Source organism: Enterobacter sp. I4, from assembly GCF_022669095.1.
Taxonomy (GTDB): domain Bacteria; phylum Pseudomonadota; class Gammaproteobacteria; order Enterobacterales; family Enterobacteriaceae; genus Enterobacter; species Enterobacter pasteurii.
In genome coordinates this window covers 757,377-778,541 of sequence record NZ_JALBUO010000001.1, presented here as the reverse complement: position 1 = coordinate 778,541, position 21,165 = coordinate 757,377, and the positions used below count along the sequence as shown (strand labels likewise).

The 21,165-nt window shown below is 58.0% G+C and carries 25 protein-coding genes; 7 read left to right on the top strand and 18 right to left on the bottom strand.

Annotated features, from left to right (window positions below; genetic code table 11):
* Positions 1-5: 5 nt before the first annotated feature.
* Positions 6-1,235, top strand: a complete 1,230-nt coding sequence (locus tag MOQ06_RS03660) for an MFS transporter (RefSeq protein WP_242173208.1) — start codon at positions 6-8, stop codon at positions 1,233-1,235.
* A 5-nt stretch (positions 1,236-1,240) separates the two neighbouring features.
* Here the strand turns inward: MOQ06_RS03660 and MOQ06_RS03655 are convergent, their stop codons facing one another.
* On the bottom strand, positions 1,241-1,585 hold the full coding sequence (locus MOQ06_RS03655) for a nitrous oxide-stimulated promoter family protein (RefSeq protein WP_242171146.1): 345 nt from the start codon (positions 1,583-1,585) through the stop codon (positions 1,241-1,243).
* A gap of 174 nt (positions 1,586-1,759) precedes the next feature.
* Here MOQ06_RS03655 and MOQ06_RS03650 point away from each other — a divergent pair, with 174 nt between their 5' ends.
* Together MOQ06_RS03650 and mutS are read left to right on the top strand one after the other, a co-directional pair.
* Positions 1,760-1,990, top strand: a complete 231-nt coding sequence (locus tag MOQ06_RS03650; protein ID WP_242171143.1) for a SymE family type I addiction module toxin — start codon at positions 1,760-1,762, stop codon at positions 1,988-1,990.
* A 113-nt stretch (positions 1,991-2,103) separates the two neighbouring features.
* A complete protein-coding gene (mutS, locus tag MOQ06_RS03645; protein WP_242171141.1) occupies positions 2,104-4,665 on the top strand; it encodes a DNA mismatch repair protein MutS in 2,562 nt (853 codons plus the stop codon).
* Positions 4,666-4,747: 82 nt separating this feature from the next.
* Here mutS and MOQ06_RS03640 read toward each other — a convergent pair whose 3' ends face one another.
* Genes MOQ06_RS03640 through MOQ06_RS03630 form a run of 3 tightly spaced genes read right to left on the bottom strand, consistent with a single transcriptional unit; the run spans position 4,748 to position 6,999 of the window.
* Positions 4,748-4,969 (bottom strand): non-oxidative hydroxyarylic acid decarboxylases subunit D, encoded by a 222-nt coding sequence (locus tag MOQ06_RS03640; protein WP_242171129.1) that lies wholly within the window; start codon positions 4,967-4,969, stop codon positions 4,748-4,750.
* 10 nt (positions 4,970-4,979) lie between these two features.
* The gene (locus MOQ06_RS03635; protein WP_148421242.1) at positions 4,980-6,407 is read right to left on the bottom strand and encodes a non-oxidative hydroxyarylic acid decarboxylases subunit C; all 1,428 of its coding nucleotides are present in this window, start codon (positions 6,405-6,407) and stop codon (positions 4,980-4,982) included.
* A complete protein-coding gene (locus MOQ06_RS03630) occupies positions 6,397-6,999 on the bottom strand; it encodes a non-oxidative hydroxyarylic acid decarboxylases subunit B (RefSeq protein ID WP_148421240.1) in 603 nt (200 codons plus the stop codon). The genes MOQ06_RS03635 and MOQ06_RS03630 overlap by 11 nt, the downstream gene beginning before the upstream one ends.
* Positions 7,000-7,171: 172 nt before the next feature.
* Between MOQ06_RS03630 and MOQ06_RS03625 the strand changes: the two genes are divergently transcribed.
* Both MOQ06_RS03625 and MOQ06_RS03620 read left to right on the top strand, forming a co-directional pair.
* Complete coding sequence (locus tag MOQ06_RS03625) at positions 7,172-7,588, top strand: MarR family transcriptional regulator (RefSeq protein WP_148421238.1); 417 nt, start codon at positions 7,172-7,174, stop codon at positions 7,586-7,588.
* The gene (locus tag MOQ06_RS03620; RefSeq protein WP_242171126.1) at positions 7,585-7,962 is read left to right on the top strand and encodes a DUF4440 domain-containing protein; all 378 of its coding nucleotides are present in this window, start codon (positions 7,585-7,587) and stop codon (positions 7,960-7,962) included. The genes MOQ06_RS03625 and MOQ06_RS03620 overlap by 4 nt, the downstream gene beginning before the upstream one ends.
* 52 nt (positions 7,963-8,014) lie before the next feature.
* On the opposite strand, the gene rpoS is transcribed toward MOQ06_RS03620, so the two are convergent.
* Both rpoS and nlpD read right to left on the bottom strand, forming a co-directional pair.
* Positions 8,015-9,007 carry an RNA polymerase sigma factor RpoS gene (rpoS, locus tag MOQ06_RS03615; RefSeq protein WP_013098493.1) on the bottom strand — a complete coding sequence of 331 codons (993 nt, stop codon included), beginning with the start codon at positions 9,005-9,007 and terminating at the stop codon, positions 8,015-8,017.
* Positions 9,008-9,066: 59 nt separating this feature from the next.
* Positions 9,067-10,140, bottom strand: a complete 1,074-nt coding sequence (gene nlpD, locus MOQ06_RS03610) for a murein hydrolase activator NlpD (protein ID WP_242173206.1) — start codon at positions 10,138-10,140, stop codon at positions 9,067-9,069.
* Between nlpD and MOQ06_RS03605 the strand changes: the two genes are divergently transcribed.
* Complete coding sequence (locus MOQ06_RS03605; protein ID WP_227009712.1) at positions 10,073-10,213, top strand: peptidase; 141 nt, start codon at positions 10,073-10,075, stop codon at positions 10,211-10,213. The genes nlpD and MOQ06_RS03605 overlap by 68 nt on opposite strands.
* Positions 10,214-10,307: 94 nt before the next feature.
* On the opposite strand, the gene MOQ06_RS03600 is transcribed toward MOQ06_RS03605, so the two are convergent.
* The 11 genes from MOQ06_RS03600 to cysG form a co-directional block, all read right to left on the bottom strand.
* A complete protein-coding gene (locus tag MOQ06_RS03600) occupies positions 10,308-10,934 on the bottom strand; it encodes a protein-L-isoaspartate(D-aspartate) O-methyltransferase (protein WP_148421232.1) in 627 nt (208 codons plus the stop codon).
* A complete protein-coding gene (gene surE, locus MOQ06_RS03595) occupies positions 10,928-11,689 on the bottom strand; it encodes a 5'/3'-nucleotidase SurE (RefSeq protein ID WP_242171119.1) in 762 nt (253 codons plus the stop codon). Before surE ends, MOQ06_RS03600 begins: the two co-directional genes overlap by 7 nt.
* Positions 11,670-12,719 carry a tRNA pseudouridine(13) synthase TruD gene (truD, locus tag MOQ06_RS03590; RefSeq protein ID WP_242171116.1) on the bottom strand — a complete coding sequence of 350 codons (1,050 nt, stop codon included), beginning with the start codon at positions 12,717-12,719 and terminating at the stop codon, positions 11,670-11,672. Before truD ends, surE begins: the two co-directional genes overlap by 20 nt.
* Complete coding sequence (gene ispF, locus MOQ06_RS03585; RefSeq protein WP_006811766.1) at positions 12,716-13,195, bottom strand: 2-C-methyl-D-erythritol 2,4-cyclodiphosphate synthase; 480 nt, start codon at positions 13,193-13,195, stop codon at positions 12,716-12,718. The genes truD and ispF overlap by 4 nt, the downstream gene beginning before the upstream one ends.
* Complete coding sequence (gene ispD / locus MOQ06_RS03580; protein ID WP_148421225.1) at positions 13,195-13,905, bottom strand: 2-C-methyl-D-erythritol 4-phosphate cytidylyltransferase; 711 nt, start codon at positions 13,903-13,905, stop codon at positions 13,195-13,197. The genes ispF and ispD overlap by 1 nt, the downstream gene beginning before the upstream one ends.
* 19 nt (positions 13,906-13,924) lie before the next feature.
* Entirely contained in the window at positions 13,925-14,236 is a 312-nt protein-coding gene (gene ftsB / locus MOQ06_RS03575) for a cell division protein FtsB (protein WP_003862095.1), read from the bottom strand.
* Positions 14,237-14,315: 79 nt separating this feature from the next.
* Positions 14,316-14,642, bottom strand: coding sequence for a DUF3561 family protein (locus MOQ06_RS03570; protein ID WP_242171112.1), 327 nt, complete (start codon positions 14,640-14,642; stop codon positions 14,316-14,318).
* Positions 14,643-14,700: 58 nt separating this feature from the next.
* Positions 14,701-15,306, bottom strand: coding sequence for an adenylyl-sulfate kinase (cysC, locus tag MOQ06_RS03565; protein ID WP_193356088.1), 606 nt, complete (start codon positions 15,304-15,306; stop codon positions 14,701-14,703).
* Complete coding sequence (gene cysN, locus MOQ06_RS03560; RefSeq protein WP_242171097.1) at positions 15,306-16,730, bottom strand: sulfate adenylyltransferase subunit CysN; 1,425 nt, start codon at positions 16,728-16,730, stop codon at positions 15,306-15,308. Before cysN ends, cysC begins: the two co-directional genes overlap by 1 nt.
* Before the next feature lie 9 nt (positions 16,731-16,739).
* On the bottom strand, positions 16,740-17,648 hold the full coding sequence (cysD, locus tag MOQ06_RS03555; protein ID WP_006811770.1) for a sulfate adenylyltransferase subunit CysD: 909 nt from the start codon (positions 17,646-17,648) through the stop codon (positions 16,740-16,742).
* 9 nt (positions 17,649-17,657) lie between these two features.
* On the bottom strand, positions 17,658-19,016 hold the full coding sequence (cysG, locus tag MOQ06_RS03550; protein ID WP_242171094.1) for a siroheme synthase CysG: 1,359 nt from the start codon (positions 19,014-19,016) through the stop codon (positions 17,658-17,660).
* A gap of 239 nt (positions 19,017-19,255) precedes the next feature.
* On the opposite strand from cysG, the gene MOQ06_RS03545 reads away from it, so the two are divergent.
* Positions 19,256-20,299, top strand: a complete 1,044-nt coding sequence (locus MOQ06_RS03545; protein WP_193356089.1) for an aminopeptidase — start codon at positions 19,256-19,258, stop codon at positions 20,297-20,299.
* Between the two features lie 118 nt (positions 20,300-20,417).
* Here MOQ06_RS03545 and cysH read toward each other — a convergent pair whose 3' ends face one another.
* A complete protein-coding gene (gene cysH, locus MOQ06_RS03540; protein WP_176609605.1) occupies positions 20,418-21,152 on the bottom strand; it encodes a phosphoadenosine phosphosulfate reductase in 735 nt (244 codons plus the stop codon).
* Positions 21,153-21,165: the final 13 nt, after the last annotated feature.

The window sequence follows — 21,165 nt, the reverse complement described above, 5'->3', positions numbered from 1 at the left end:
GGTGAATTAAAATGATACCCCTTCGCACTGCCACCACGCTCTGGCCGCCCGTTCTGCTGGGCAGCCAGTTCGTGTTTAACATTGGCTTTTACGCGGTCGTCCCCTTCCTCGCGATCTTCTTGCGTGACGATATGCTGCTCTCCGGCGGGCTGATTGGGCTGGTGCTTGGTCTGCGCACCTTTTCCCAGCAGGGGATGTTTATTGTTGGCGGCGCGCTTTCAGACCGCTTTGGCGCGAAGAGCGTGATCCTCAGCGGCTGCGTCGTCCGCGTGGTGGGGTATTTGCTGCTGGCCTTTGGGCAATCCCTGTGGCCCATCATTCTGGGGGCCTGTCTGACGGGCGTTGGCGGCGCGCTTTTCTCACCGTCGATAGAGGCCCTGCTGGCTAAAGCGGGAACGCAAAGTGAGGCAAAGGGTAAACGCAGCCGCGCGGAGTGGTTTGCGCTGTTTGCGGTATGCGGGGAACTCGGCGCCGTGCTTGGCCCGGTGATGGGTGCGCTGCTGACGGGGCTGGGTTTCCGCCAGGTTGCGCTCGCGGGGGCGGGAATATTTATCGTTGCGCTCGTGGTGCTCTATTTCTGCCTGCCCGCGGCGCACCGCAGCACGAAGCCGCTGAAAATTCTGCCCTGGTGGACGACGTTCCGCCAGCCGCGTTTCGTCGCCTTTATCATCGCCTACAGTTCGTGGCTGTTAAGCTATAACCAGCTCTATCTGGCGCTGCCGGTGGAGATCCAGCGCGCCGGCGGGAACGAAAAAGATCTGGGGCCGCTGTTTATGCTGGCCTCGGTGCTGATTATTGTTCTGCAGTTGCCCCTTGCCCGTTTCGCCCGAAAAGTCGGCGCGGTCCGGATCTTACCGGTGGGCTTTTTGCTGCTTTCCGCCTCGTTTGCAAGCGTGGCGCTCTTTGCCGCGACGGAGCCGCCGGAGGGCTGGCTGCGCCTGCTGCCCTCTGCAAGCCTTGTCACGCTGCTGACGCTCGGACAAATGCTGCTGGTGCCGTCGGCTAAAGATTTGATCCCGCGCTTTGCCGAGGAGTCAACGCTTGGAGCGCACTATGGCGCACTCTCAACCGCCGGCGGCATCGCGGTGCTGGTGGGGAATTTAGGTTTAGGCAGCCTGCTGGACAAGGCGCTGGTGCCCTCGACGGAGGCCATTTACCCGTGGCTGCTGCTGGCGGTGTTTCCACTGTGCAGCGCGGTCGCGCTGAGCGTGATTTGCCGCCCGCTGCGGCGCTGAAGCGCCTATTTTTTAGGTCGATACTTTTCAGGCAGTTCCGGAACCGGACGGCGATCGTCAATAATGTGGCGCAGAGTCAGAATCGGATGACGCCATAGCATTCGTGGCCCCGCCCAGCGCATCACCTGCTTCATCTCCTCACGCCTGGCGGGCTGATAGCAGTGCACCGGGCACTGTTTGCAGGCGGGTTTTTCCTCACCAAAGACGCATTTATCCAGGCGCTTATCCGCATAGGCATTCAGCGCCTGATAATGGCCCTCATCCTTTACCGCCTGCGGACAGTTTTTTTCATACAGGGCGATCATTTTCGCGATCGTCTCTTTTTCGCGCGCAATGCGTTTCCCCGCCATTTTCATCCCCCATCAATAACACGCATTCAGAATACCATTTTAAGAATGGGATTTCAGTCGTTGCATTCTGTTTTCTGAAGGCGCCTTCCAGTCTTCGCTCTTTCCTGGCGCGTTTTTACTGATATTTTATACAGGCAGTCTGAACACACGTTGCCAACAGTTACCGGAGGATCTATGCAAGGAATGGCTATCACCAAACCGTATCGTCACTTAAAAGTTGGCTACTTCAGAAAAAGGCATGAAGATCGCAAAACCAAAATTCCCAGGCGCTACAGCGTGCATGCCGCGCTGAGCTTAAAAGGTGACTGGCTTGAAGAAGCCGGGTTTTGCACAAACTCCCAGGTTCGGGTAGGGGTCGAGCACGGCAAGATCGTTATTGAACTCATACCGGAAGGTGCCTCGTAAAGTCGTGACATTTTTCTGCGCTGCGCTATTTTTTCATGCGACAATAGGGGTAATTAACGGCCGTTAAGCCGCTCAAAACGTAATACTTTCAAAGAAATGGATATCAGAATTCCATGAGCACAATCGATAATTTTGACGCCCACACGCCAATGATGCAGCAGTACCTGAAGCTGAAAGCGCAGCATCCGGAAATCCTGCTCTTTTACCGCATGGGCGATTTTTACGAGCTGTTTTACGACGATGCGAAACGCGCGTCCCAGCTGCTCGACATTTCCCTGACGAAACGCGGTGCGTCGGCAGGCGAGCCGATTCCCATGGCGGGCATTCCGCATCACGCGGTTGAAAACTACCTGGCGAAGCTGGTGAATCAGGGCGAGTCCGTCGCTATCTGCGAACAAATTGGCGACCCGGCGACCTCGAAAGGGCCGGTTGAGCGCAAAGTGGTGCGCATCGTCACGCCGGGTACCATCAGCGATGAAGCCCTGTTGCAGGAGCGCCAGGATAACCTGCTGGCGGCGCTCTGGCAGGATGGCAAGGGCTTTGGCTACGCCACGCTGGACATCAGCTCCGGTCGTTTTCGCCTTAGTGAACCTGCCGACCGTGAGACCATGGCGGCCGAACTTCAGCGCACCAACCCGGCAGAACTGCTATACGCCGAAGATTTCGCGGAGATGGCTCTGATTGAAGGCCGCCGCGGCCTGCGCCGCCGTCCGCTGTGGGAGTTCGAAATTGATACCGCGCGCCAGCAGCTGAACCTGCAATTCGGCACGCGGGACCTGATTGGCTTCGGCGTGGAAAACGCACCGCGCGGGCTGTGTGCGGCGGGCTGCCTGTTGCAGTATGTCAAAGATACGCAGCGTACCGCCCTGCCCCATATCCGTTCGATTACCATGGAGCGCCAGCAGGACAGCATCATCATGGATGCCGCCACGCGCCGTAACCTTGAGATCACGCAAAACCTCGCTGGCGGCGTTGAAAACACGCTGGCGTCGGTTCTCGACAGCACGGTTACCCCGATGGGCAGCCGTATGCTCAAGCGCTGGCTGCATATGCCGGTTCGCAATACCGAAACGCTTATCAGCCGTCAGCAAACCATCGCCGCTTTACAGGATCGTTATACCGAGCTGCAGCCGGTGCTGCGCCAGGTGGGCGATCTTGAGCGTATCCTGGCGCGCCTGGCCCTGCGCACCGCGCGCCCGCGCGATCTGGCCCGTATGCGCCACGCTTTCCAGCAGCTGCCGGAACTGCGCGCTCAGCTGGGCGAGGTCGACAGCGCGCCGGTGCAGAAGCTTCGCGAGACGATGGGCGAGTTTACCGAGCTTCGCGAACTGCTTGAACGCGCCATCATAGACGCGCCTCCGGTTCTGGTACGCGATGGCGGCGTCATCGCTCCGGGCTACAACGAAGAGCTGGACGAATGGCGCGCGCTGGCCGATGGCGCAACGGACTATCTGGATAAGCTGGAAATCCGCGAGCGTGAGCGTCTGGGGCTCGACACCCTGAAGGTGGGCTATAACGCGGTGCACGGCTACTATATTCAAATCAGTCGCGGGCAGAGCCACCTGGCACCTATTCACTACGTTCGTCGCCAGACGCTGAAAAATGCCGAGCGCTACATTATCCCCGAACTGAAAGAGTACGAGGACAAAGTGCTTACCTCGAAAGGGAAAGCGCTGGCGCTGGAAAAACAGCTGTATGACGAGCTGTTCGACATGCTGATGCCGCACCTGGCGGACCTGCAGCGTAGTGCCGCCGCGCTGGCCGAGCTGGATGTTCTGGTGAACCTGGCCGAACGCGCCGAGACGCTGAATTACGCCTGTCCGAACTTTACCGACAAACCCGGGATTCGCATTACCGAAGGCCGACACCCGGTGGTTGAACAGGTACTGAATGAACCGTTTATTGCCAATCCGCTTAACCTTTCACCGCAGCGAAGAATGCTGATCATTACCGGCCCTAACATGGGCGGTAAAAGTACCTATATGCGCCAGACGGCGCTTATCGCCCTGCTCGCCTATATCGGCAGCTACGTTCCGGCACAGAAGGTGGAGATTGGGCCAATCGATCGTATCTTCACCCGCGTGGGGGCGGCGGACGATCTGGCAAGCGGTCGCTCAACCTTTATGGTAGAGATGACCGAAACCGCCAACATCCTGCATAACGCAACAGAGAACAGCCTGGTGCTGATGGACGAAGTGGGACGCGGTACCTCCACCTATGACGGCCTGTCTCTGGCCTGGGCCTGTGCGGAATGCCTGGCGAATAAGATCAAAGCGTTGACCCTCTTCGCCACCCACTACTTCGAACTGACGCAGCTTCCGGAGAAAATGGAAGGCGTGGCTAACGTCCACCTTGATGCGCTGGAGCACGGCGATACGATTGCCTTTATGCACACGGTGCAGGACGGTGCGGCAAGCAAGAGTTACGGTCTGGCCGTCGCCGCGCTGGCGGGCGTGCCGAAAGAGGTTATTAAACGCGCGCGTCAGAAGCTGCGCGAGCTGGAAAGCTTGTCACCGAATGCGGCAGCAACGCAGATCGATGGCACGCAGATGTCGCTGCTGGCGCAGCCAGAAGAGACCTCTCCGGCCGTTGAAGCGCTTGAGAACCTCGATCCGGATTCACTCACCCCGCGCCAGGCGCTGGAGTGGATTTATCGGTTGAAGAGCCTGGTTTAAGGCTCCGCTGACGCCATTACCCATCCCTCTTCCACGGAAGAGGGTGTAAGCACGAAAACGGCAACGTAAGTTGCCGTTTTGCTTATAACAACGGTGGAACCGTTGGCACCTGCGGCGCCTCGTCAATATCCTTCTGCGTCATGCGGAACGCTTCGGGATAGTGCTCCCGGCTGGTGCGGCGCAGCGGCTCGGTATCGCGCCAGGTATAAAGACAGTGCTGGCACTGGAATACCGTCCAGACACCCTTCACCGGTGATGTTGCCATCACTTCAATATGCTCATCGGCACAACGTGGACAAATCATCTTTTCCTCCTTATTGACGTGCCGCCAGCATCGCGGTCAGCTTCTCGGCCCAGGCTTTGGTTTCAGGGAGATCCTGTACCGGCTGGCTGTAGTGGCCACGGTTGTCTGGGGCAACGGGCGTGGTGGCATCAACGATCAGTTTGTCAGTGATCCCCGCCGGGCTGGATCCGGGGTCAAGCTCCAGCACCGACATGTTCGGCAACTGCACCAGATCCCCTGCCGGGTTCACCTTCGATGACAGCGCCCACATCACCTGCGGTAGGTTGAACGGATCGACATCTTCATCCACCATGATCACCATTTTCACGTAGCCCAGGCCGTGTGGGGTGGTCATGGCGCGTAACCCGACGGCGCGGGCAAACCCGCCGTAACGCTTTTTAGTGGAGATGATCGCCAGCAGCCCGTGGGTGTACATGGCGTTCACCGCCTGCACTTCCGGGAATTCCGCCTTCAGCTGCTGGTAGAGCGGCACGCAGGTGGCCGGCCCCATCAGATAGTCAATCTCGGTCCACGGCATCCCCAGGTAGAGAGATTCGAAAATGGGTTTGGTGCGATAAGAGACTTTATCAATGCGCACGACCGTCATGTTGCGTCCACCAGAATAGTGCCCGGTAAACTCGCCGAACGGCCCTTCAATTTCACGTTTTCTGCTCTCAATCACCCCTTCCAGGATCACTTCCGACCCCCACGGCACGTCGAACCCGGTGAGCGGCGCGGTGGCAATCGGATACGGGCTTTCGCGTAACGCGCCGGCCATTTCGTACTCGGACTGATCGTATTTCAGCGGCGTAGCGCCCATCAGGGTGATGATCGGATCGTTACCCAGCGTAATGGCAATGGGCAGATCTTCGCCCCGTTCTTCCGCCTTGTGCAGATGCAGCGCGATATCGTGCATCGGCACCGGCTGCAGGCCGAGCTTGCGCTTGCCCTTCACTTCCATGCGGTAGATCCCGACGTTCTGCTTGCCGAAGTTATCCGGGTCGAGCGGATCGCGCGAGACAACGCACGCTTTATCGAGATAAAAACCGCCGTCGCCGTCGTTCAGACGGAACAGGGGCAAAATATCGAACAGGTTGATATCTTCACCGTCCACCGTATTTTCCGCCCATGCCGGATTCGCACGCCGCTCAGGCGTAACGGGGAATTTATCCCAGCGCTGGATAAATTCATCGATCTGCTTTTTCACCGGCGTGTTTGGGGGCAGCCCCAGAGAGATGGCGTGGTTTTGCCAGGAGCCGATGGTATTCATCACTACCCGGGCATCGGTGAACCCGCGGATGTTGTCAAACCACAGCGCGGGAGCCCCGTCGCCAATGCGTCCGGTCGCGTTGGCGGCTGCCGCCAGATCCGGCTCGGCGTTCACCTCTTCCTCAATTTTCAGCAGTTGCCCTTGCGCGTCGAGGGCCTGCAGAAAGCTTCTCAAATCATCAAATGCCATCGTGATTCTCCTGTGAAAAATGTTTTGCCTCCCGCAGACCGTTCCAGCGGCGCGCCTTTTTGTGTTCGAGACCAAACTGGTCAAGAACGCGGGTCACGATGTGCTGGGTGATGTCATCAGCGGTTTGCGGGTGGTTGTAATAGGCAGGCATGGGCGGCACCATCGCCACGCCCATGCGGGAAAGCGCGAGCATATTCTCCAGATGAATAGTGCTGAGCGGCGTTTCGCGGGGGACCAGCACCAGCCTGCGTCCCTCTTTCAGCACAACGTCTGCCGCACGGCCTACCAGCCCTTCGGCATAGCCCGCGCGGATCCCCGCCAGCGTTTTCATGCTGCACGGGATAACGATCATGCCGTCGGTGCGAAACGAGCCGGAAGAAATGGTGGCAGCCTGGTCGGCCGGGCTGTGGACAACGTCTGCCAGGGCAGCAACGTCCTGCGCGGTAAACGGCGTTTCCAGCTCAATGGTTGTTTTCGCCCACTTCGACATCACCAGATGGGTTTCGACCTCCGGCATTTCCCGCAGCGCCTGCAGCAACGCCACGCCCAGCGGCGCGCCCGTCGCCCCCGTCATTCCCACTATTAATCGCATTCAGCACCTCAATGAATTTGTTCGTACACGAACATTATCGTTAAAGTACTCCCCCATCGTTTTTCTGACAAGATTGTTCGTACACGATCACACTAATTGCTAAAAATCGCCGCGTTATAATCCAGCGCAATAGGGGCTATCATAGAGGGAGAATTTTTCCACCGGAGCGTTCATGGAACTGAGACAAGAAGCGTTTCACCTGTTACGTCAGCTTTTTCAACAGCATACCGCGCAGTGGCAGCATGCCTTACCGGAGCTGACCAAGCCGCAGTACGCGGTTATGCGCTCAATTGCCGAGCACCCGGGCATTGAACAGGTGGCGTTAACCGAAGTGGCGGTCAGCACGAAAGCGACGCTGGCGGAAATGCTTAGCCGCATGGAGAAGCGTGGGCTGGTAAAACGCGAGCACGATCCCGCGGACAAACGCCGCCGGTTTGTCTTTCTGACCCCTGAAGGCGAGGCGCTGCTTGAACGCTCCCAACCGGTAAGTTACGGCGTGGATGAAGCGTTCCTGGGACGCCTGACGGCTGATGAACGCAAGCAGTTTGCGGCCCTGATCGGCAAAATGATGACGAAGGAGAAACCGTGACCCACTTTGAGAAAGAGATTATCGACGCGCACGTCGCAATAGAAAGCTGGTTAAGCCGCAGCGAAGGGGATTATGACGCCCTGCTTGCCCGTTTCCGGCAGGACTTTTTAATGGTTACGCCTGGCGGTGCTCACCTGGACTACATGGGGCTGGCGGCTTTCTTTACGAGCCAGGGCGGTAGCCGCCCCGGCCTTAAGATCGTGATTGACGAGCTTACCACGCGACAAACCTGGGACAACGGCGCGGTACTCCATTACCGTGAAACGCAGACCCGCCCGGATCAGCCGGTAAACGTGCGCTGGTCAACCGCCGTGCTTAATCAGGAAGGCGCGGTGATAACCTGGCGTCTGCTGCATGAAACGGCGCAGCCGTAGCGCATAAGAAAAAGGCCCGTCTCACGACGGGCCTTTTTTGACGAAAGGGTGCTTATTCGCGGAACAGCGCTTCGATATTCAGACCTTGCCCCTGCAAAATTTCACGCAGGCGACGCAGACCTTCTACCTGAATCTGACGAACACGTTCACGGGTCAGGCCAATTTCGCGGCCGACGTCTTCCAGTGTCGCAGCTTCATACCCCAGTAAACCGAAACGACGTGCCAGCACTTCACGCTGTTTGGCGTTCAGTTCGAACAGCCATTTGACGATGCTCTGTTTCATGTCATCGTCCTGCGTGGTGTCTTCCGGGCCGTTGTCTTTTTCATCGGCCAGGATGTCCAGCAGCGCTTTTTCGGAGTCGCCACCCAGAGGGGTGTCAACTGAGGTAATGCGCTCGTTGAGACGCAGCATGCGGCTTACGTCATCAACCGGTTTGTCGAGTTGCTCTGCAATTTCTTCCGCACTTGGCTCGTGGTCCAGCTTATGGGACAACTCGCGCGCGGTACGCAGATAAACATTCAACTCTTTGACGATGTGAATCGGCAGTCGAATCGTACGGGTCTGGTTCATAATTGCCCGTTCGATGGTCTGACGAATCCACCAGGTCGCGTAGGTTGAGAAACGGAACCCGCGTTCCGGGTCAAACTTCTCAACTGCGCGGATGAGACCTAAGTTGCCCTCTTCAATCAGATCCAGCAGAGCCAGACCACGATTGCCGTAACGGCGGGCAATTTTCACGACCAGTCGCAGGTTACTTTCGATCATGCGACGACGCGAGGCAACATCACCACGCAAAGCACGACGTGCGAAATAGACTTCTTCTTCGGCCGTTAGCAGTGGGGAGTAACCAATCTCCCCAAGGTAAAGCTGAGTCGCGTCCAGCACACGCTGTGTGGCACCCTGCGATAACAGCTCTTCTTCAGCTAAATCGTTATCACTGGGTTCCTCTTCTACTAAGGCTTTTTCGTCAAAAGCCTCTGCTCCGTTCTCATCAAATTCCGCGTCTTCATTTAAATCATGAACTTTCAGCGTATTCTGACTCATAAGGTGGCTCCTACCCGTGATCCCTGAACGAGACACCCTGGCTGGCATGCCCCGTCAATTTATCGCTGCGGTAAATACTGCAGCGGGTTTACGGATTTCCCCTTGTAACGAATTTCAAAATGCAAGCGTGTAGAACTGGTTCCGGTGCTACCCATGGTAGCGATTTTTTGCCCCGCCTTAACTTCTTGTTGTTCCCGGACCAGCATCGTGTCGTTATGGGCGTAGGCACTCAGGTAATCATCATTATGTTTGATGATAATAAGATTACCGTAACCGCGCAGTGCATTACCGGCATAGACAACGCGTCCGTCAGCGGTCGCGATGATTGCCTGTCCTTTACTGCCTGCGATATCGATCCCTTTGTTCCCACCCTCAGAGGTAGCGAAGTTCTCGATAATCTTGCCGTCAGTTGGCCAGCGCCAGGTGTTGATTGACGAGCTGGCATTCTGACTGCTTGCAGTCGGTACAGTAGAGCTAACCACAGGTGCCGTAGTCGGTGCTGTGACAACAGTCGCAGTACCTTTATTATTCGGCAACATTTTGTTAGCAGTCTGATCACCTGAATCCTCAGAATACGTAATTACAGGTTGTGAAGCAACTACCGTGGTGGTTTTTTGTGCAGGAGTAACGCTGTTATTTTGAGCGGTCACGTCGGCTGCCGAAACGGTGTTCCCTGGCGTGAGCGGTGTACCCGTTGCGTTGCCAACCTGAAGCGTTTGCCCGACTTCCAGAGCATACGGGGCCTGGACGTTGTTTCGCTGTGCCAGATCGCGGAAATCGTTCCCGGTGATCCAGGCGATATAGAACAGCGTATCGCCGCGCTTCACGGTATAGGTGCTGCCGCCGGTATAGCTACCTTTCGGAATGTTCCCATACTTGCGGTTATACACTATGCGGCCATTTTCGGTCTGAACAGGCTGTTCCACTGGCTGAATCTGTGTAGGCTGCGTGACCGGACGCTGAACTGGCTGGATCTGTGGTGTTTGCTGCGCCGCCGACGTCCCCATTTTAGGCGGAGGCGTGATCAACATTCCGCTGGACGTGTTACCCGAGCCGCTGGTTCCATTGACGGAACTGACGGGCGCAGGCGCGTTATTCGAACTTGTACAGCCTGCCAGCCAGAGCGAAACCAGTGATAATGCCGCAACACGGCTGATGGTGAATTTTGGGCTTCCCGCGCTCATTTATCCCCCAGGAATGTGTTAACTACCAGTGACTTAAAAATAACCGTGATGGCACGAACCTATCGCGCCACACCATACGCTGAATTAGCCTTAATAACCCTGGAAAAATCCGAGTCTCAGGCCAGTTCGCCCTTAACCAGGGGCACAAAGCGCACGGCTTCTACGGTATCGATAATAAACTCGCCGCCGCGTCGACGAACGCGCTTCAAAAGCTGCTGCTCATCCCCCACGGGCAAAACAAGGATCCCCCCTTCATCCAGCTGCGACAGAAGCGCCACGGGAATTTCAGGCGGGGCAGCCGTTACGATGATGGCATCAAACGGGGCGCGAGCCTGCCAACCTTGCCATCCATCACCGTGACGTGTCGATACATTATGTAAATCAAGCTGTTTCAGGCGACGACGCGCCTGCCACTGCAGGCCTTTAATCCGCTCAACGGAACAGACATGGTGCACAAGATGGGCCAGGATCGCGGTTTGATAGCCTGAACCGGTGCCAATTTCCAGCACGCGGGATTCCGGCGTTAGCTCCAGAAGCTCCGTCATGCGCGCCACCATGTAGGGCTGCGAAATCGTCTGGCCTTGCCCGATGGGCAGCGCCACGTTTTCCCACGCTTTGTGTTCAAACGCCTCATCTACAAACTTCTCACGGGGAACCTGAGCGAGCGCGTTCAGCACCTGCTCATTCGCGATCCCCTGAGCGCGTAGTTGTTCCAGAAGAGTTTGTACACGTTTACTTACCATTGCGCGTTCACTCCGACCCGATCTAACCAGTCCGACACCACATCATGCGCGCTATAGGCGGTTAAATCCACGTGCAGTGGCGTAACGGAAACGTAGCCTTCGTCCACAGCGGCGAAGTCGGTGTCTGGCCCCGCATCGCATTTATCTCCCGGAGGGCCGATCCAGTACAGGGTGTTGCCCCGCGGATCCTGCTGCGGAATGACCTGATCGGCGGGATGGCGGCTGCCGCAGCGCGTGACGCGGATCCCCTTAATTTCATTCAGGGGGAGATCCGGCACGTTGATATTTAGGATGCGTCCGGTACGCAGCGGCTCGCGGCCAAGCGCGCGGAGAATTGAGCAGGTCACCGCGGCGGCGGTGTCATAGTGCGTGTGGCCGTTTAGCGAGACCGCCAGCGCCGGGAACCCCAGGTGACGGCCTTCCATCGCCGCGGCCACGGTACCGGAGTAAATCACATCATCGCCAAGATTTGGCCCGGCATTGATGCCGGAGACCACAACATCCGGTCGCGGGCGCATCAGCGCATTCACGCCCAGAAATACGCAGTCGGTCGGCGTCCCCATCTGCACGGCAATATCGCCATTCTCAAAGGTAAAGGTGCGAAGTGAAGACTCCAGCGTCAATGAGTTAGACGCGCCGCTGCGGTTACGATCGGGAGCCACGACCTGCACGTCCGCAAATTCGCGGAGGTGTTTCGCCAGCGTCTGAATACCTGGCGCGTGGATCCCGTCATCGTTACTCAGCAATATTCGCATAATCACCCGACGTGTTGATAAGTTCCCTGACAACACTGGTGGCAAAGCTACCTGCCGGCAGCCAGAAGCGTAACTCGACGGTTACGTCATCCCACCAGTTCCAGCTCAGCTGTTGCGGATAGAGCAGCATCGCACGGCGTGCCGCCTCAACCTTTTCCCGCACCAGCAAGGATTGTAATTCCGGCGCATCCGCCACCGCTGACTGCTCGGCGGCAAGCGCCTCGCCCTGGGTTCCCCAGTCGCCGGAGCCCGGCAGGGCTGCGGTAATCATCAGCGCTTTAGCGTCCACGCGCGACTGGACATCGGCCCTCTCTTCGGCCGTTGCCACAAACCAGCTTCCGCGTCCCGCTAATTGTAGCGCATCGCCGACAACAACTTGATTCGCGTCCGGTTTTTTCAGCCGTTCGCTCACCATCTGATTAAACAACGCGCTGCGGGCCGCCGACAACCAAAAACTGCGTTTATTCCTGTCGCGCACCGGCGCATCGCTTTGCGCCCAGCGCAGCGCGCCCTGCAAATTGCTGCCACCAATGCCGAAGCGCTGCGCGCCAAAGTAGTTCGGCACGCCGCGTTCACCGATAGCCTTCAGGCGTTTTTCAACGTCTTCGCGGTCGGTTACTTCGCGCAGCACCAGGGTAAACGCGTTGCCTTTCAGGGCGCCCAGGCGCAGCTTGCGCTTGTGGCGGGCGTACTCCAGCACCTTACAGCCCTCAAGCTCAAACTGGCTTAAATCGGGCATCGCGTTACCGGGCACGCGGGCGCAGAGCCACTGTTCGGTGACGGCGTGCTTATCTTTCTGCCCGGCGAAGCTCACCTCGCGAGCATGGATTTTGAGGAATTTTGCCAGCGCATCGGCTACGAATCGGGTGTTGCAGCCGTTTTTCAGGATCCGCACCAGGATGTGCTCGCCTTCGCCGTCTGGCTCAAATCCAAGATCTTCCACCACTACGAAATCTTCCGGGCTGGCCTTCAGCAGGCCATTGCCCTGCGGCTTACCGTGCAGGTACGTCAGATTGTCGAAATCCGTCATTTGGCCGCCTTTACCAGCAGCGCCACGGCTTCACAGGCGATGCCTTCACCGCGGCCGGTAAAGCCCAGCTTCTCCGTGGTGGTCGCTTTAACGTTAACGTCGTCCATATGGCAGCCCAGATCTTCGGCGATAAACACGCGCATCTGCGGAATATGCGGCAGCATTTTCGGCGCCTGGGCGATAATCGTCACGTCAACGTTGCCGAGGGTGTAGCCTTTGGCCTGAATACGGCGCCAGGCTTCGCGCAGCAGTTCGCGGCTGTCCGCGCCCTTAAAAGCGGGATCGGTGTCCGGGAACAGCTTGCCGATGTCGCCCAGCGCGGCGGCGCCCAGCAGCGCGTCGGTGAGCGCATGCAGCGCTACGTCGCCATCAGAATGCGCCAGCAGACCTTTTTCGTAAGGAATGCGCACGCCGCCAATGATAATTGGGCCTTCGCCTCCAAAGGCGTGTACATCAAAACCGTGTCCAATACGCATTATGCCTTCTCCTGATGGGTCGTACGGGTAAGATAAAATTCCGCGAGCCGTAAATCTTCCGGGCGCGTCACTTTTATATTATCAGCGCGCCCTTCAACCAGTTCGGGGTGAAAACCGCAATACTCCAGCGCCGAGGCTTCGTCCGTAATGGTCGCACCTTCTTTAAGCGCGCGCGTTAAGCAGTCGTGGAGTAATTCGCGGGGGAAAAATTGTGGCGTCAGTGCGTGCCATAAATCGACGCGCTCGACGGTATGCGCGATCGCCGGCTTGCCCGGTTCGCCACGCTTCATGGTGTCACGCACCGGGGCCGCCAGAATGCCGCCCACTTTGCTGGTTTCGCTCAGCGCCAGCAGACGCGACAGATCGTCATGATGCAGACAGGGGCGCGCGGCATCGTGAACCAGTACCCACTGCGCGTTTCCGGCAGCCTGAATGCCCGCCAGAACGGAGTCGGCCCGCTCGGTGCCGCCGTCAACAACCGTAATCTGAGGATGGTTTGCCAGCGGAAGCTGCGCAAAACGCGCGTCGCCGGGGCTGATGGCAATAACAACGTGCTTCACCCGAGAATGCGCCAGCAGCGCCGCCACGGCGTGCTCGAGGATCGTTTTATCACCGATTGAGAGGTACTGCTTTGGACATTCTGTCTGCATGCGCCGGCCAAAACCTGCGGCCGGCACCACGGCACAGACGTCCGAAAAAGTTGCTGCCATGTCGTAATCCTGGGCCTGATTATCGATTGTTTTGTGCGGAGCCCTGATTGCGTTTAGACGCATCCGGAACCAGACGATAAAACGTTTCGCCCGGCTTAGTCATACTGAGTTCGTTGCGTGCGCGCTCCTCAATCGCCTCCTGGCCGCCATTGAGGTCATCAATTTCAGCAAAAAGTTGATCGTTACGCGCCTTAAGTTTGGCGTTTGTTGCCTGCTGTGCCGCGACGTCATCGCTTACCCGGCTATAGTCGTGGAGCCCGTTCTTACCGAACCACAGCGAATATTGCAGCCAGACCAGCAAAGCCAGCAACAGCAGCGTTAGTTTACCCATCCTGCCCCCTGAAAAAACGGCATCATCATCCCATAACTTTCCGCTGGACTCTACTGCGGGGTTTTAATTATGTCGTAAGTTAGCCCATCAGCCATAAAAACAGCAGGCCGAAGATGACCACAACGGTGGCGATAGTGATAACCGTACTATACAGGAGCCTGCCGTTAAACAGGGAGTGCAGCGCAACGCCTACCACGACCGCAACGGGCATCAGCGCCAGGAAGAAGGGCCAGGTATAGAGGAAGAAGAAGAGGGTGTTACCACCGTAGAGTAAAAACGGGATGCCCAGCGCCATTAACCACGCCGCGAAGCCGACAATCGCCCCGGGGAAGGACCAGGTCGTCTCGTCGTCGGTGGATAACGGCTCCGACCCGGTGGTAATCATGTAGTTTTCACTGTTGCGCATAGCTAATCCTGTGACCGTGACTCATCGTTCGGGAAGACAGCTCCCGAACGATACCGTCTCAGGATCTGATAATATCGTCCCGTCTGAGCAGGTCTAATAATTGGCTTACTAAATTTGTTACCAATTGTTGACCTTCCAGATGAATCTCAGGGGATTCAGGCGCTTCGTAAACCGAGTCGATGCCGGTGAAGTTTCGCAGTTCCCCCGCGCGGGCTTTTTTGTACAGCCCTTTCGGATCGCGCGCTTCGCAGATCTCCAGCGGCGTATCGACAAACACTTCGATAAAGCGCTCCTGGCCGACGCGCTCGCGCACCATCCGGCGCTCGGCGCGGTGCGGCGAGATAAACGCCGTCAGCACCACCAGGCCGGCATCCGCCATCAGGCTGGCCACCTCCCCTACGCGACGGATATTCTCTTTACGGTCTTGATCGCTGAAGCCCAAATCGCTGCACAGGCCGTGGCGCACGTTGTCGCCATCCAGCAGGTAGGTGCTCACGCCCTGCTGATGCAGCGCCTCTTCCAGCGCGCCCGCCACCGTCGATTTACCGGAGCCGGACAGCCCGGTAAACCACAGCACAACCCCACGGTGGCCGTGGAGCTGTTCGCGCTGGGCGACGGTGACCGGATGAGGATGCCAGACGACGTTCTCATCATGGGCAGCCATTACTTGCCTCCCAGCAGATCGCGTGCGCCCCAGTGCGGGAAGTGCTTACGCACCAGCGCGTTCAGCTCAAGCTCAAAGGCGCTGAACTCAGAGGCCACGGTAGCCTGCGCGTTTGGCTCACGAACCATCCCGGCACCGACGGTGACGTTCGTCAGGCGGTCGATAAAGATCATCCCGCCCGTTACCGGATTCTGCTGATATTGATCCAGCACCAGCGGTTCGTCGAAGGTGAGATCCACCAGCCCAATGCCGTTCAGCGGCAGCTCGGTAACCTCACGCTGGGTCAGGTTGTTGATGTCCACCTGGAACTGAATGCCGTCCACGCGGGCGCGGGTTTTCTTGCCGGCGACTTTGATGTCGTAGCTCTGGCCTGCGGTCAGCGGCTGTTCTGCCATCCATACCACATCCACGGCCGCGCCCTGCACTGCCGCCAGCGTCTCCCGCGCGTCGACCAGCAGATCGCCGCGGCTGATATCAATTTCGTCCTTCAGTACCAGGGTTACCGCTTCGCCTGCCCCGGCCTCTTCCAGATCGCCGTCAAAGGTGACGATACGGGCAATGGCCGATTCCACGCCGGACGGCAGCACCTTCACGCGCTGCCCCACCTTCACCGAGCCGGAGGCAAGGGTGCCCGAGAAGCCGCGGAAATCGAGGTTAGGACGGTTAACGTACTGCACCGGGAAGCGCATCGGCTGAGTATCCACCACGCGCTGGATCTCAACGGTCTCCAGCACTTCCAACAGCGTCGGGCCGCTGTACCAGGGCATGTTTGCGCTCTGGGAGGCAACGTTATCCCCTTCCAGCGCCGACAGCGGCACGAAGCGGATATCCAGGCTGCCCGGCAGCTGTTCGGCAAAGGTCAGGTAGCTCTGGCGGATCTCGTCGAACCGCGCTTCGCTGTAGTCCACCAGATCCATTTTGTTCACCGCCACCACCAGGTGTTTGATCCCCAGCAGCGTGGAGATAAAGCTGTGACGACGGGTTTGATCCAGCACGCCCTTGCGCGCGTCGATCAGCAGGATCGCCAGGTCGCAGGTGGACGCGCCGGTCGCCATGTTGCGGGTGTACTGCTCGTGCCCCGGCGTGTCGGCGATAATAAATTTGCGCTTCTCGGTAGAGAAGTAGCGATAGGCCACATCGATGGTGATGCCCTGCTCGCGCTCCGCCTGCAGGCCGTCCACCAGCAGCGCCAGGTCCAGCTTTTCGCCCTGGGTACCGTGACGCTTGCTGTCGTTGTGCAGGGAAGAGAGCTGATCTTCGTAAATCTGACGCGTGTCGTGCAGCAGGCGGCCAATAAGGGTGCTTTTGCCGTCGTCAACGCTGCCGCAGGTCAGAAAACGCAGCAGGCTTTTGTACTGTTGGGCGTGCAGATAGGCTTCCACGCCGCCTTCATCGGCAATTTGTTGGGCAATAGTCGTATTCATGGCGGCTCCTTAGAAATAACCCTGACGTTTCTTCAGCTCCATGGAGCCGGCCTGGTCGCGGTCAATCACGCGCCCCTGTCGCTCGCTGGTGGTCGACACCAGCATCTCTTCGATAATTTCCGGCAGCGTCTGCGCGCTGGACTCCACCGCGCCGGTCAGCGGCCAGCAGCCGAGGGTACGGAAACGGACCATCTGTTTTTTGATTACCTCGCCCGGCTGTAAATCAATGCGATCGTCGTCGATCATCATCAGCATGCCGTCGCGCTCCAGCACCGGGCGCTCGGCGGCCAGATACAGCGGAACGATCTCAATATTTTCCAGATAGATGTACTGCCAGATATCCAGCTCGGTCCAGTTGGAGAGCGGGAAGACGCGGATGCTTTCGCCCTTGTTGATCTGGCCGTTGTAGTTGTGCCACAGCTCCGGACGCTGGTTTTTCGGATCCCAGCGGTGGAAGCGGTCGCGGAAGGAGTAGATACGCTCTTTCGCACGGGATTTCTCTTCGTCGCGGCGCGCGCCGCCGAAGGCGGCATCAAAACCGTATTTATTCAGCGCCTGCTTCAGCCCTTCGGTTTTCATGATGTCGGTATGCTTGGCGCTGCCGTGCACGAACGGGTTAATGCCCATCGCCACCCCTTCCGGGTTTTTATGCACCAGCAGCTCGCAGCCGTAGGCTTTGGCGGTACGGTCACGGAATTCATACATCTCGCGGAATTTCCAGCCGGTATCAACGTGCAGCAGCGGGAACGGCAGCGTACCCGGGTAAAACGCTTTACGCGCCAGGTGCAGCATGACGCTGGAATCTTTACCGATGGAGTACATCATCACCGGGTTAGAGAACTCGGCGGCCACTTCGCGGATAATATGGATACTTTCCGCTTCGAGCTGCCGCAGGTGAGTAAGTCGTTTTTGGTCCATAACCGTTCCTTAAGCCAAATTTATAACAGAAGAACCAAAGCCTTCCGTATCGGTTGTGTGTTGGAACCAGGCGAGGGTGTCGTGCAGCTGCACCACCTCTCCCACCACGATCAGGGCGGGCATCGGAGCATCTTTCGCCAGGATTGCAAGGTTTTGTAACGTGCCGATGGCGACGTGCTGATCGACGCGCGTGCCGCGAGAGATGACGGCAACCGGCGTCGTCGCTTCGCGACCGTGCTGAATAAGCTGTTCGCTGATATCCGCCGCTTTCATCGTGCCCATATAAATCGCCAGGGTTTGTCGGCTCTGGGCAAGATGCGACCAGTCAAACGGCGTGCTGTCGGCTTTGTAGTGCCCGGTCACAAAGGTGACGCTCTGGGCGTAATCGCGGTGGGTCAGCGGAATACCCGCGTAGGCCGTCACGGCTGACGCCGCCGTGATGCCGGGCACCACCTGGAACGGCACGCCCGCCTCGGCGGCCGCCTGGAGTTCTTCGCCTCCGCGACCGAAAATAAACGGGTCGCCTCCTTTCAGGCGCACCACGGTCTTGCCCGCTTTCGCAGCGGCAATCAGCATCTGGTTGGTATCGTGCTGCGCCACGGAATGCTCCCCGGCGCGTTTGCCGACGCAAATTTGCTCCGCATCCCGGCGGATCAGCTCGCGCACGCCGTCGGTAACCAGGTGGTCGTAAAACACCACGTCCGCATCCTGCAATACCTGCAACCCGCGCAGGGTCAGCAGCCCGGCATCGCCCGGCCCGGCACCTACCAGAACGATCTCCCCGCCGCCGCTGCCGGGGTTATCCAGTTCGTCCTCGAGAATTTGCTGCGCCGCCGTCTCGTTACCGGCATGCATCAGGCTGGCGAAGCGGCCGCGGAACATACGCTCCCAGAAGCGACGGCGCTCCGTCACGCTGGTCAGACGCGTTTTCAGATGCGTGCGCCAGTAGCTGGCTTTCTCCGCCATGCGTCCGAGGCTGGTCGGCAGCAGCGCTTCAATTTTTTCCCGCAGCACCCGCGCCAGCACCGGCGCGGTACCGCCGGAGGAGATCGCCACCAGCAGCGGCGAGCGGTCAACAATCGACGGGAAGATAAACGAGCACAGCGGCTGGTCGTCCACCACGTTCACCAGACGGTGACGGGCCTGTGCGGCACCGGAGATGCGCTGGTTAAGCTCCCGATTTTCGGTAGCCGCAATAACCAGCACCACGCCGTCGATTTGAGACTCGTCAAAGTCCGCCTCTTCAACATTCAGCACCTGCGCCCCGGCACGTTGCAGAAACGCGATTTTGCGATCGGCAATTTCGCCCGTACCGACAACCAGTACCGGTCGGTCTTTCAGGGCGGCAAAAAGGGGGAGATAGTCCACAGGCAACAACTCACTAACAATCAGGAATAAGGGGACTATAGGGGGCGGCTTAGATCGAATGAAATTACGAATTGGAATGAGTAGTTACTCAATGGAATAACGCCGTGAAAAAGCAAATATCAAAAAGTGCTTAACACGCGAAATTTCGGGCATTTAAGAGCAATTCAAATTGTGTCTGCCCGGTCACAGTTTCATACTAAGCGGGTTAAAATTTTGCTCTGTTTTTTTAAGGACTCACTATGTTTTCCGCAATGCGCCACCGATGTGCAGCCCTGGCGCTCGGCGTTTGCTTTATTCTTCCGGCTCAGGCAAAAAATCAGTCTTACGGTGAAATAGCCAGTATGCAGGCGCGGCATATTGCGACGGTCTTTCCGGGCCGCATGACCGGCACGCCTGCCGAAATGCTCTCCGCAGACTATATTCGCCAGCAGTTTGCTCAGATGGGCTATCAGAGCGATATTCGCGCTTTCCATAGCCGCTATATCTATACCTCACGCAATAATACGCAGAACTGGCACAACGTGACCGGCAGCACGGTGATTGCGGCGCACGAAGGGAAAGCGGCTGAGCAGATTATTATAATGGCGCACCTTGATACCTACGCCCCGCTGAGCGATGCCGACAGCGATAATAACCTCGGCGGGCTGACGCTACAGGGGCTGGACGACAATGCGGCGGGGCTGGGCGTGATGCTTGAGCTGGCCGAACGTCTGAAGAATATCCCGACGAAATACGGTATCCGCTTTGTGGCAACCAGCGGCGAAGAAGAGGGCAAACTCGGTGCTGAGAATCTCCTTAAACGCATGAGCGCTGAGGAGAAGAAAAATACGCTGCTGGTGATTAACCTCGATAATCTGATCGTCGGCGATAAGCTCTATTTTAACAGCGGACAGAGCACGCCGAGCAGCGTGCGTAAACTCACCCGCGACCGCGCGCTGGCGCTTGCCCGTGCGCACGGCGTTTATGCCGCGACAAACCCGGGCGGTAATCCGGATTATCCAAAAGGCACTGGCTGCTGTAATGACGGGGAAGTGTTTGATAAAGCCGGTATTCCGGTGCTTTACGTCGAGGCGACTAACTGGGCGCTGGGCAAAAAAGATGGCTATCAGCAGCGCAGCAAATCAAAAGCGTTCCCGGACGGAACCAGCTGGCATGATGTGAGGCTGGATAATCAGCAGCATATAGACAGCGCGCTGCCGCAGCGGATTGAACACCGCAGCCGCGACGTGGTGAAAGTGATGCTGCCGCTGGTGAAGGAGCTGGCGAAAGCGGGGAAAGCGTAGAGCGGTATTTTCCCCTCACCCCTGCCCTCTCCCCAAATGGGCGAGGGAGAAAAGACGGCTCCGGGCGATCCCCTCTCCCCTTTGGGGAGAGGGTTAGGGTGAGGGGGTGGATAAGGAATTACCCTTCGTGCAGCCCGCACTCGCGCTTGAGCCCAAAGAATCGCGTCTCTTCTTCCGCCATCCCCGGTTCCCATTTACGCGTGGTATGGGTATCACCGACCGACAAATAGCCCTGATCCCACAGCGGATGGTATTTCAGACCGTGTTTTTGCAGGTACTGATACACCGTCCGGTTGTCCCAGTCGATAATCGGCAACACTTTAAACACGCCGCGCTGCACCGCCAGCACCGGTAGCGTCGCGCGGCTCCCGGACTGCTCGCGGCGAAGGCCGGCAAACCAGGTCTGGGCGTTCAGCTCTTTCAGCGCGCGGTTCATCGGCTCGACTTTGTTGATCTCATTGTATTTCTCAATGCCCTCGACGCCCTGCTCCCACAGCTTGCCGTAACGCGCCTCCTGCCAGGCCGCGCTTTCCGTCGCGCGGTAGACCTTCAGGTTCAGCCCGAGCCTGTCCGTCAGCTCGTCGATAAACTGGTAGGTTTCCGGGAACAGGTAGCCGGTATCGGTGAGGATCACCGGTATGTCCGGACGGATCTGATTCACCAGATGCAGGCTGACCGCCGCCTGAATGCCAAAGCTCGAGGAGAGCACATAGTCACCCGGCAGGTTTTCCAGCGCCCAGGCCACGCGCCCTTCGGCGTCGAGCTTTTCCAGCCGGGCGTTGGTTTCTGCCAGTGCCAGAATACGTTCGACTTTTGGCAGTTCATTAAGGGCGTTTAGATCGAGTACGGACATAATTACCTCTCGT

Bases quoted from the DNA above. Each gene is read 5' to 3' on its own strand.
- mutS (WP_242171141.1), top strand. From the start codon at position 2,104: ATGAGCACAATCGATAATTTTGACGCCCACACGCCAATGATGCAGCAG.
- cysD (WP_006811770.1), bottom strand. From the start codon at position 17,648: ATGGACCAAAAACGACTTACTCACCTGCGGCAGCTCGAAGCGGAAAGT.
- rpoS (WP_013098493.1), bottom strand. From the start codon at position 9,007: ATGAGTCAGAATACGCTGAAAGTTCATGATTTAAATGAAGACGCGGAA.
- cysN (WP_242171097.1), bottom strand. From the start codon at position 16,730: ATGAATACGACTATTGCCCAACAAATTGCCGATGAAGGCGGCGTGGAA.
- MOQ06_RS03625 (WP_148421238.1), top strand. From the start codon at position 7,172: ATGGAACTGAGACAAGAAGCGTTTCACCTGTTACGTCAGCTTTTTCAA.
- MOQ06_RS03630 (WP_148421240.1), bottom strand. From the start codon at position 6,999: ATGCGATTAATAGTGGGAATGACGGGGGCGACGGGCGCGCCGCTGGGC.
- MOQ06_RS03650 (WP_242171143.1), top strand. From the start codon at position 1,760: ATGCAAGGAATGGCTATCACCAAACCGTATCGTCACTTAAAAGTTGGC.
- MOQ06_RS03640 (WP_242171129.1), bottom strand. From the start codon at position 4,969: ATGATTTGTCCACGTTGTGCCGATGAGCATATTGAAGTGATGGCAACA.
- ispF (WP_006811766.1), bottom strand. From the start codon at position 13,195: ATGCGTATTGGACACGGTTTTGATGTACACGCCTTTGGAGGCGAAGGC.
- cysH (WP_176609605.1), bottom strand. From the start codon at position 21,152: ATGTCCGTACTCGATCTAAACGCCCTTAATGAACTGCCAAAAGTCGAA.
- MOQ06_RS03655 (WP_242171146.1), bottom strand. From the start codon at position 1,585: ATGGCGGGGAAACGCATTGCGCGCGAAAAAGAGACGATCGCGAAAATG.
- MOQ06_RS03635 (WP_148421242.1), bottom strand. From the start codon at position 6,407: ATGGCATTTGATGATTTGAGAAGCTTTCTGCAGGCCCTCGACGCGCAA.
- ispD (WP_148421225.1), bottom strand. From the start codon at position 13,905: ATGGCAGCAACTTTTTCGGACGTCTGTGCCGTGGTGCCGGCCGCAGGT.
- MOQ06_RS03545 (WP_193356089.1), top strand. From the start codon at position 19,256: ATGTTTTCCGCAATGCGCCACCGATGTGCAGCCCTGGCGCTCGGCGTT.
- surE (WP_242171119.1), bottom strand. From the start codon at position 11,689: ATGCGAATATTGCTGAGTAACGATGACGGGATCCACGCGCCAGGTATT.
- MOQ06_RS03570 (WP_242171112.1), bottom strand. From the start codon at position 14,642: ATGCGCAACAGTGAAAACTACATGATTACCACCGGGTCGGAGCCGTTA.
- cysC (WP_193356088.1), bottom strand. From the start codon at position 15,306: ATGGCTGCCCATGATGAGAACGTCGTCTGGCATCCTCATCCGGTCACC.
- ftsB (WP_003862095.1), bottom strand. From the start codon at position 14,236: ATGGGTAAACTAACGCTGCTGTTGCTGGCTTTGCTGGTCTGGCTGCAA.
- MOQ06_RS03600 (WP_148421232.1), bottom strand. From the start codon at position 10,934: ATGGTAAGTAAACGTGTACAAACTCTTCTGGAACAACTACGCGCTCAG.
- truD (WP_242171116.1), bottom strand. From the start codon at position 12,719: ATGACGGATTTCGACAATCTGACGTACCTGCACGGTAAGCCGCAGGGC.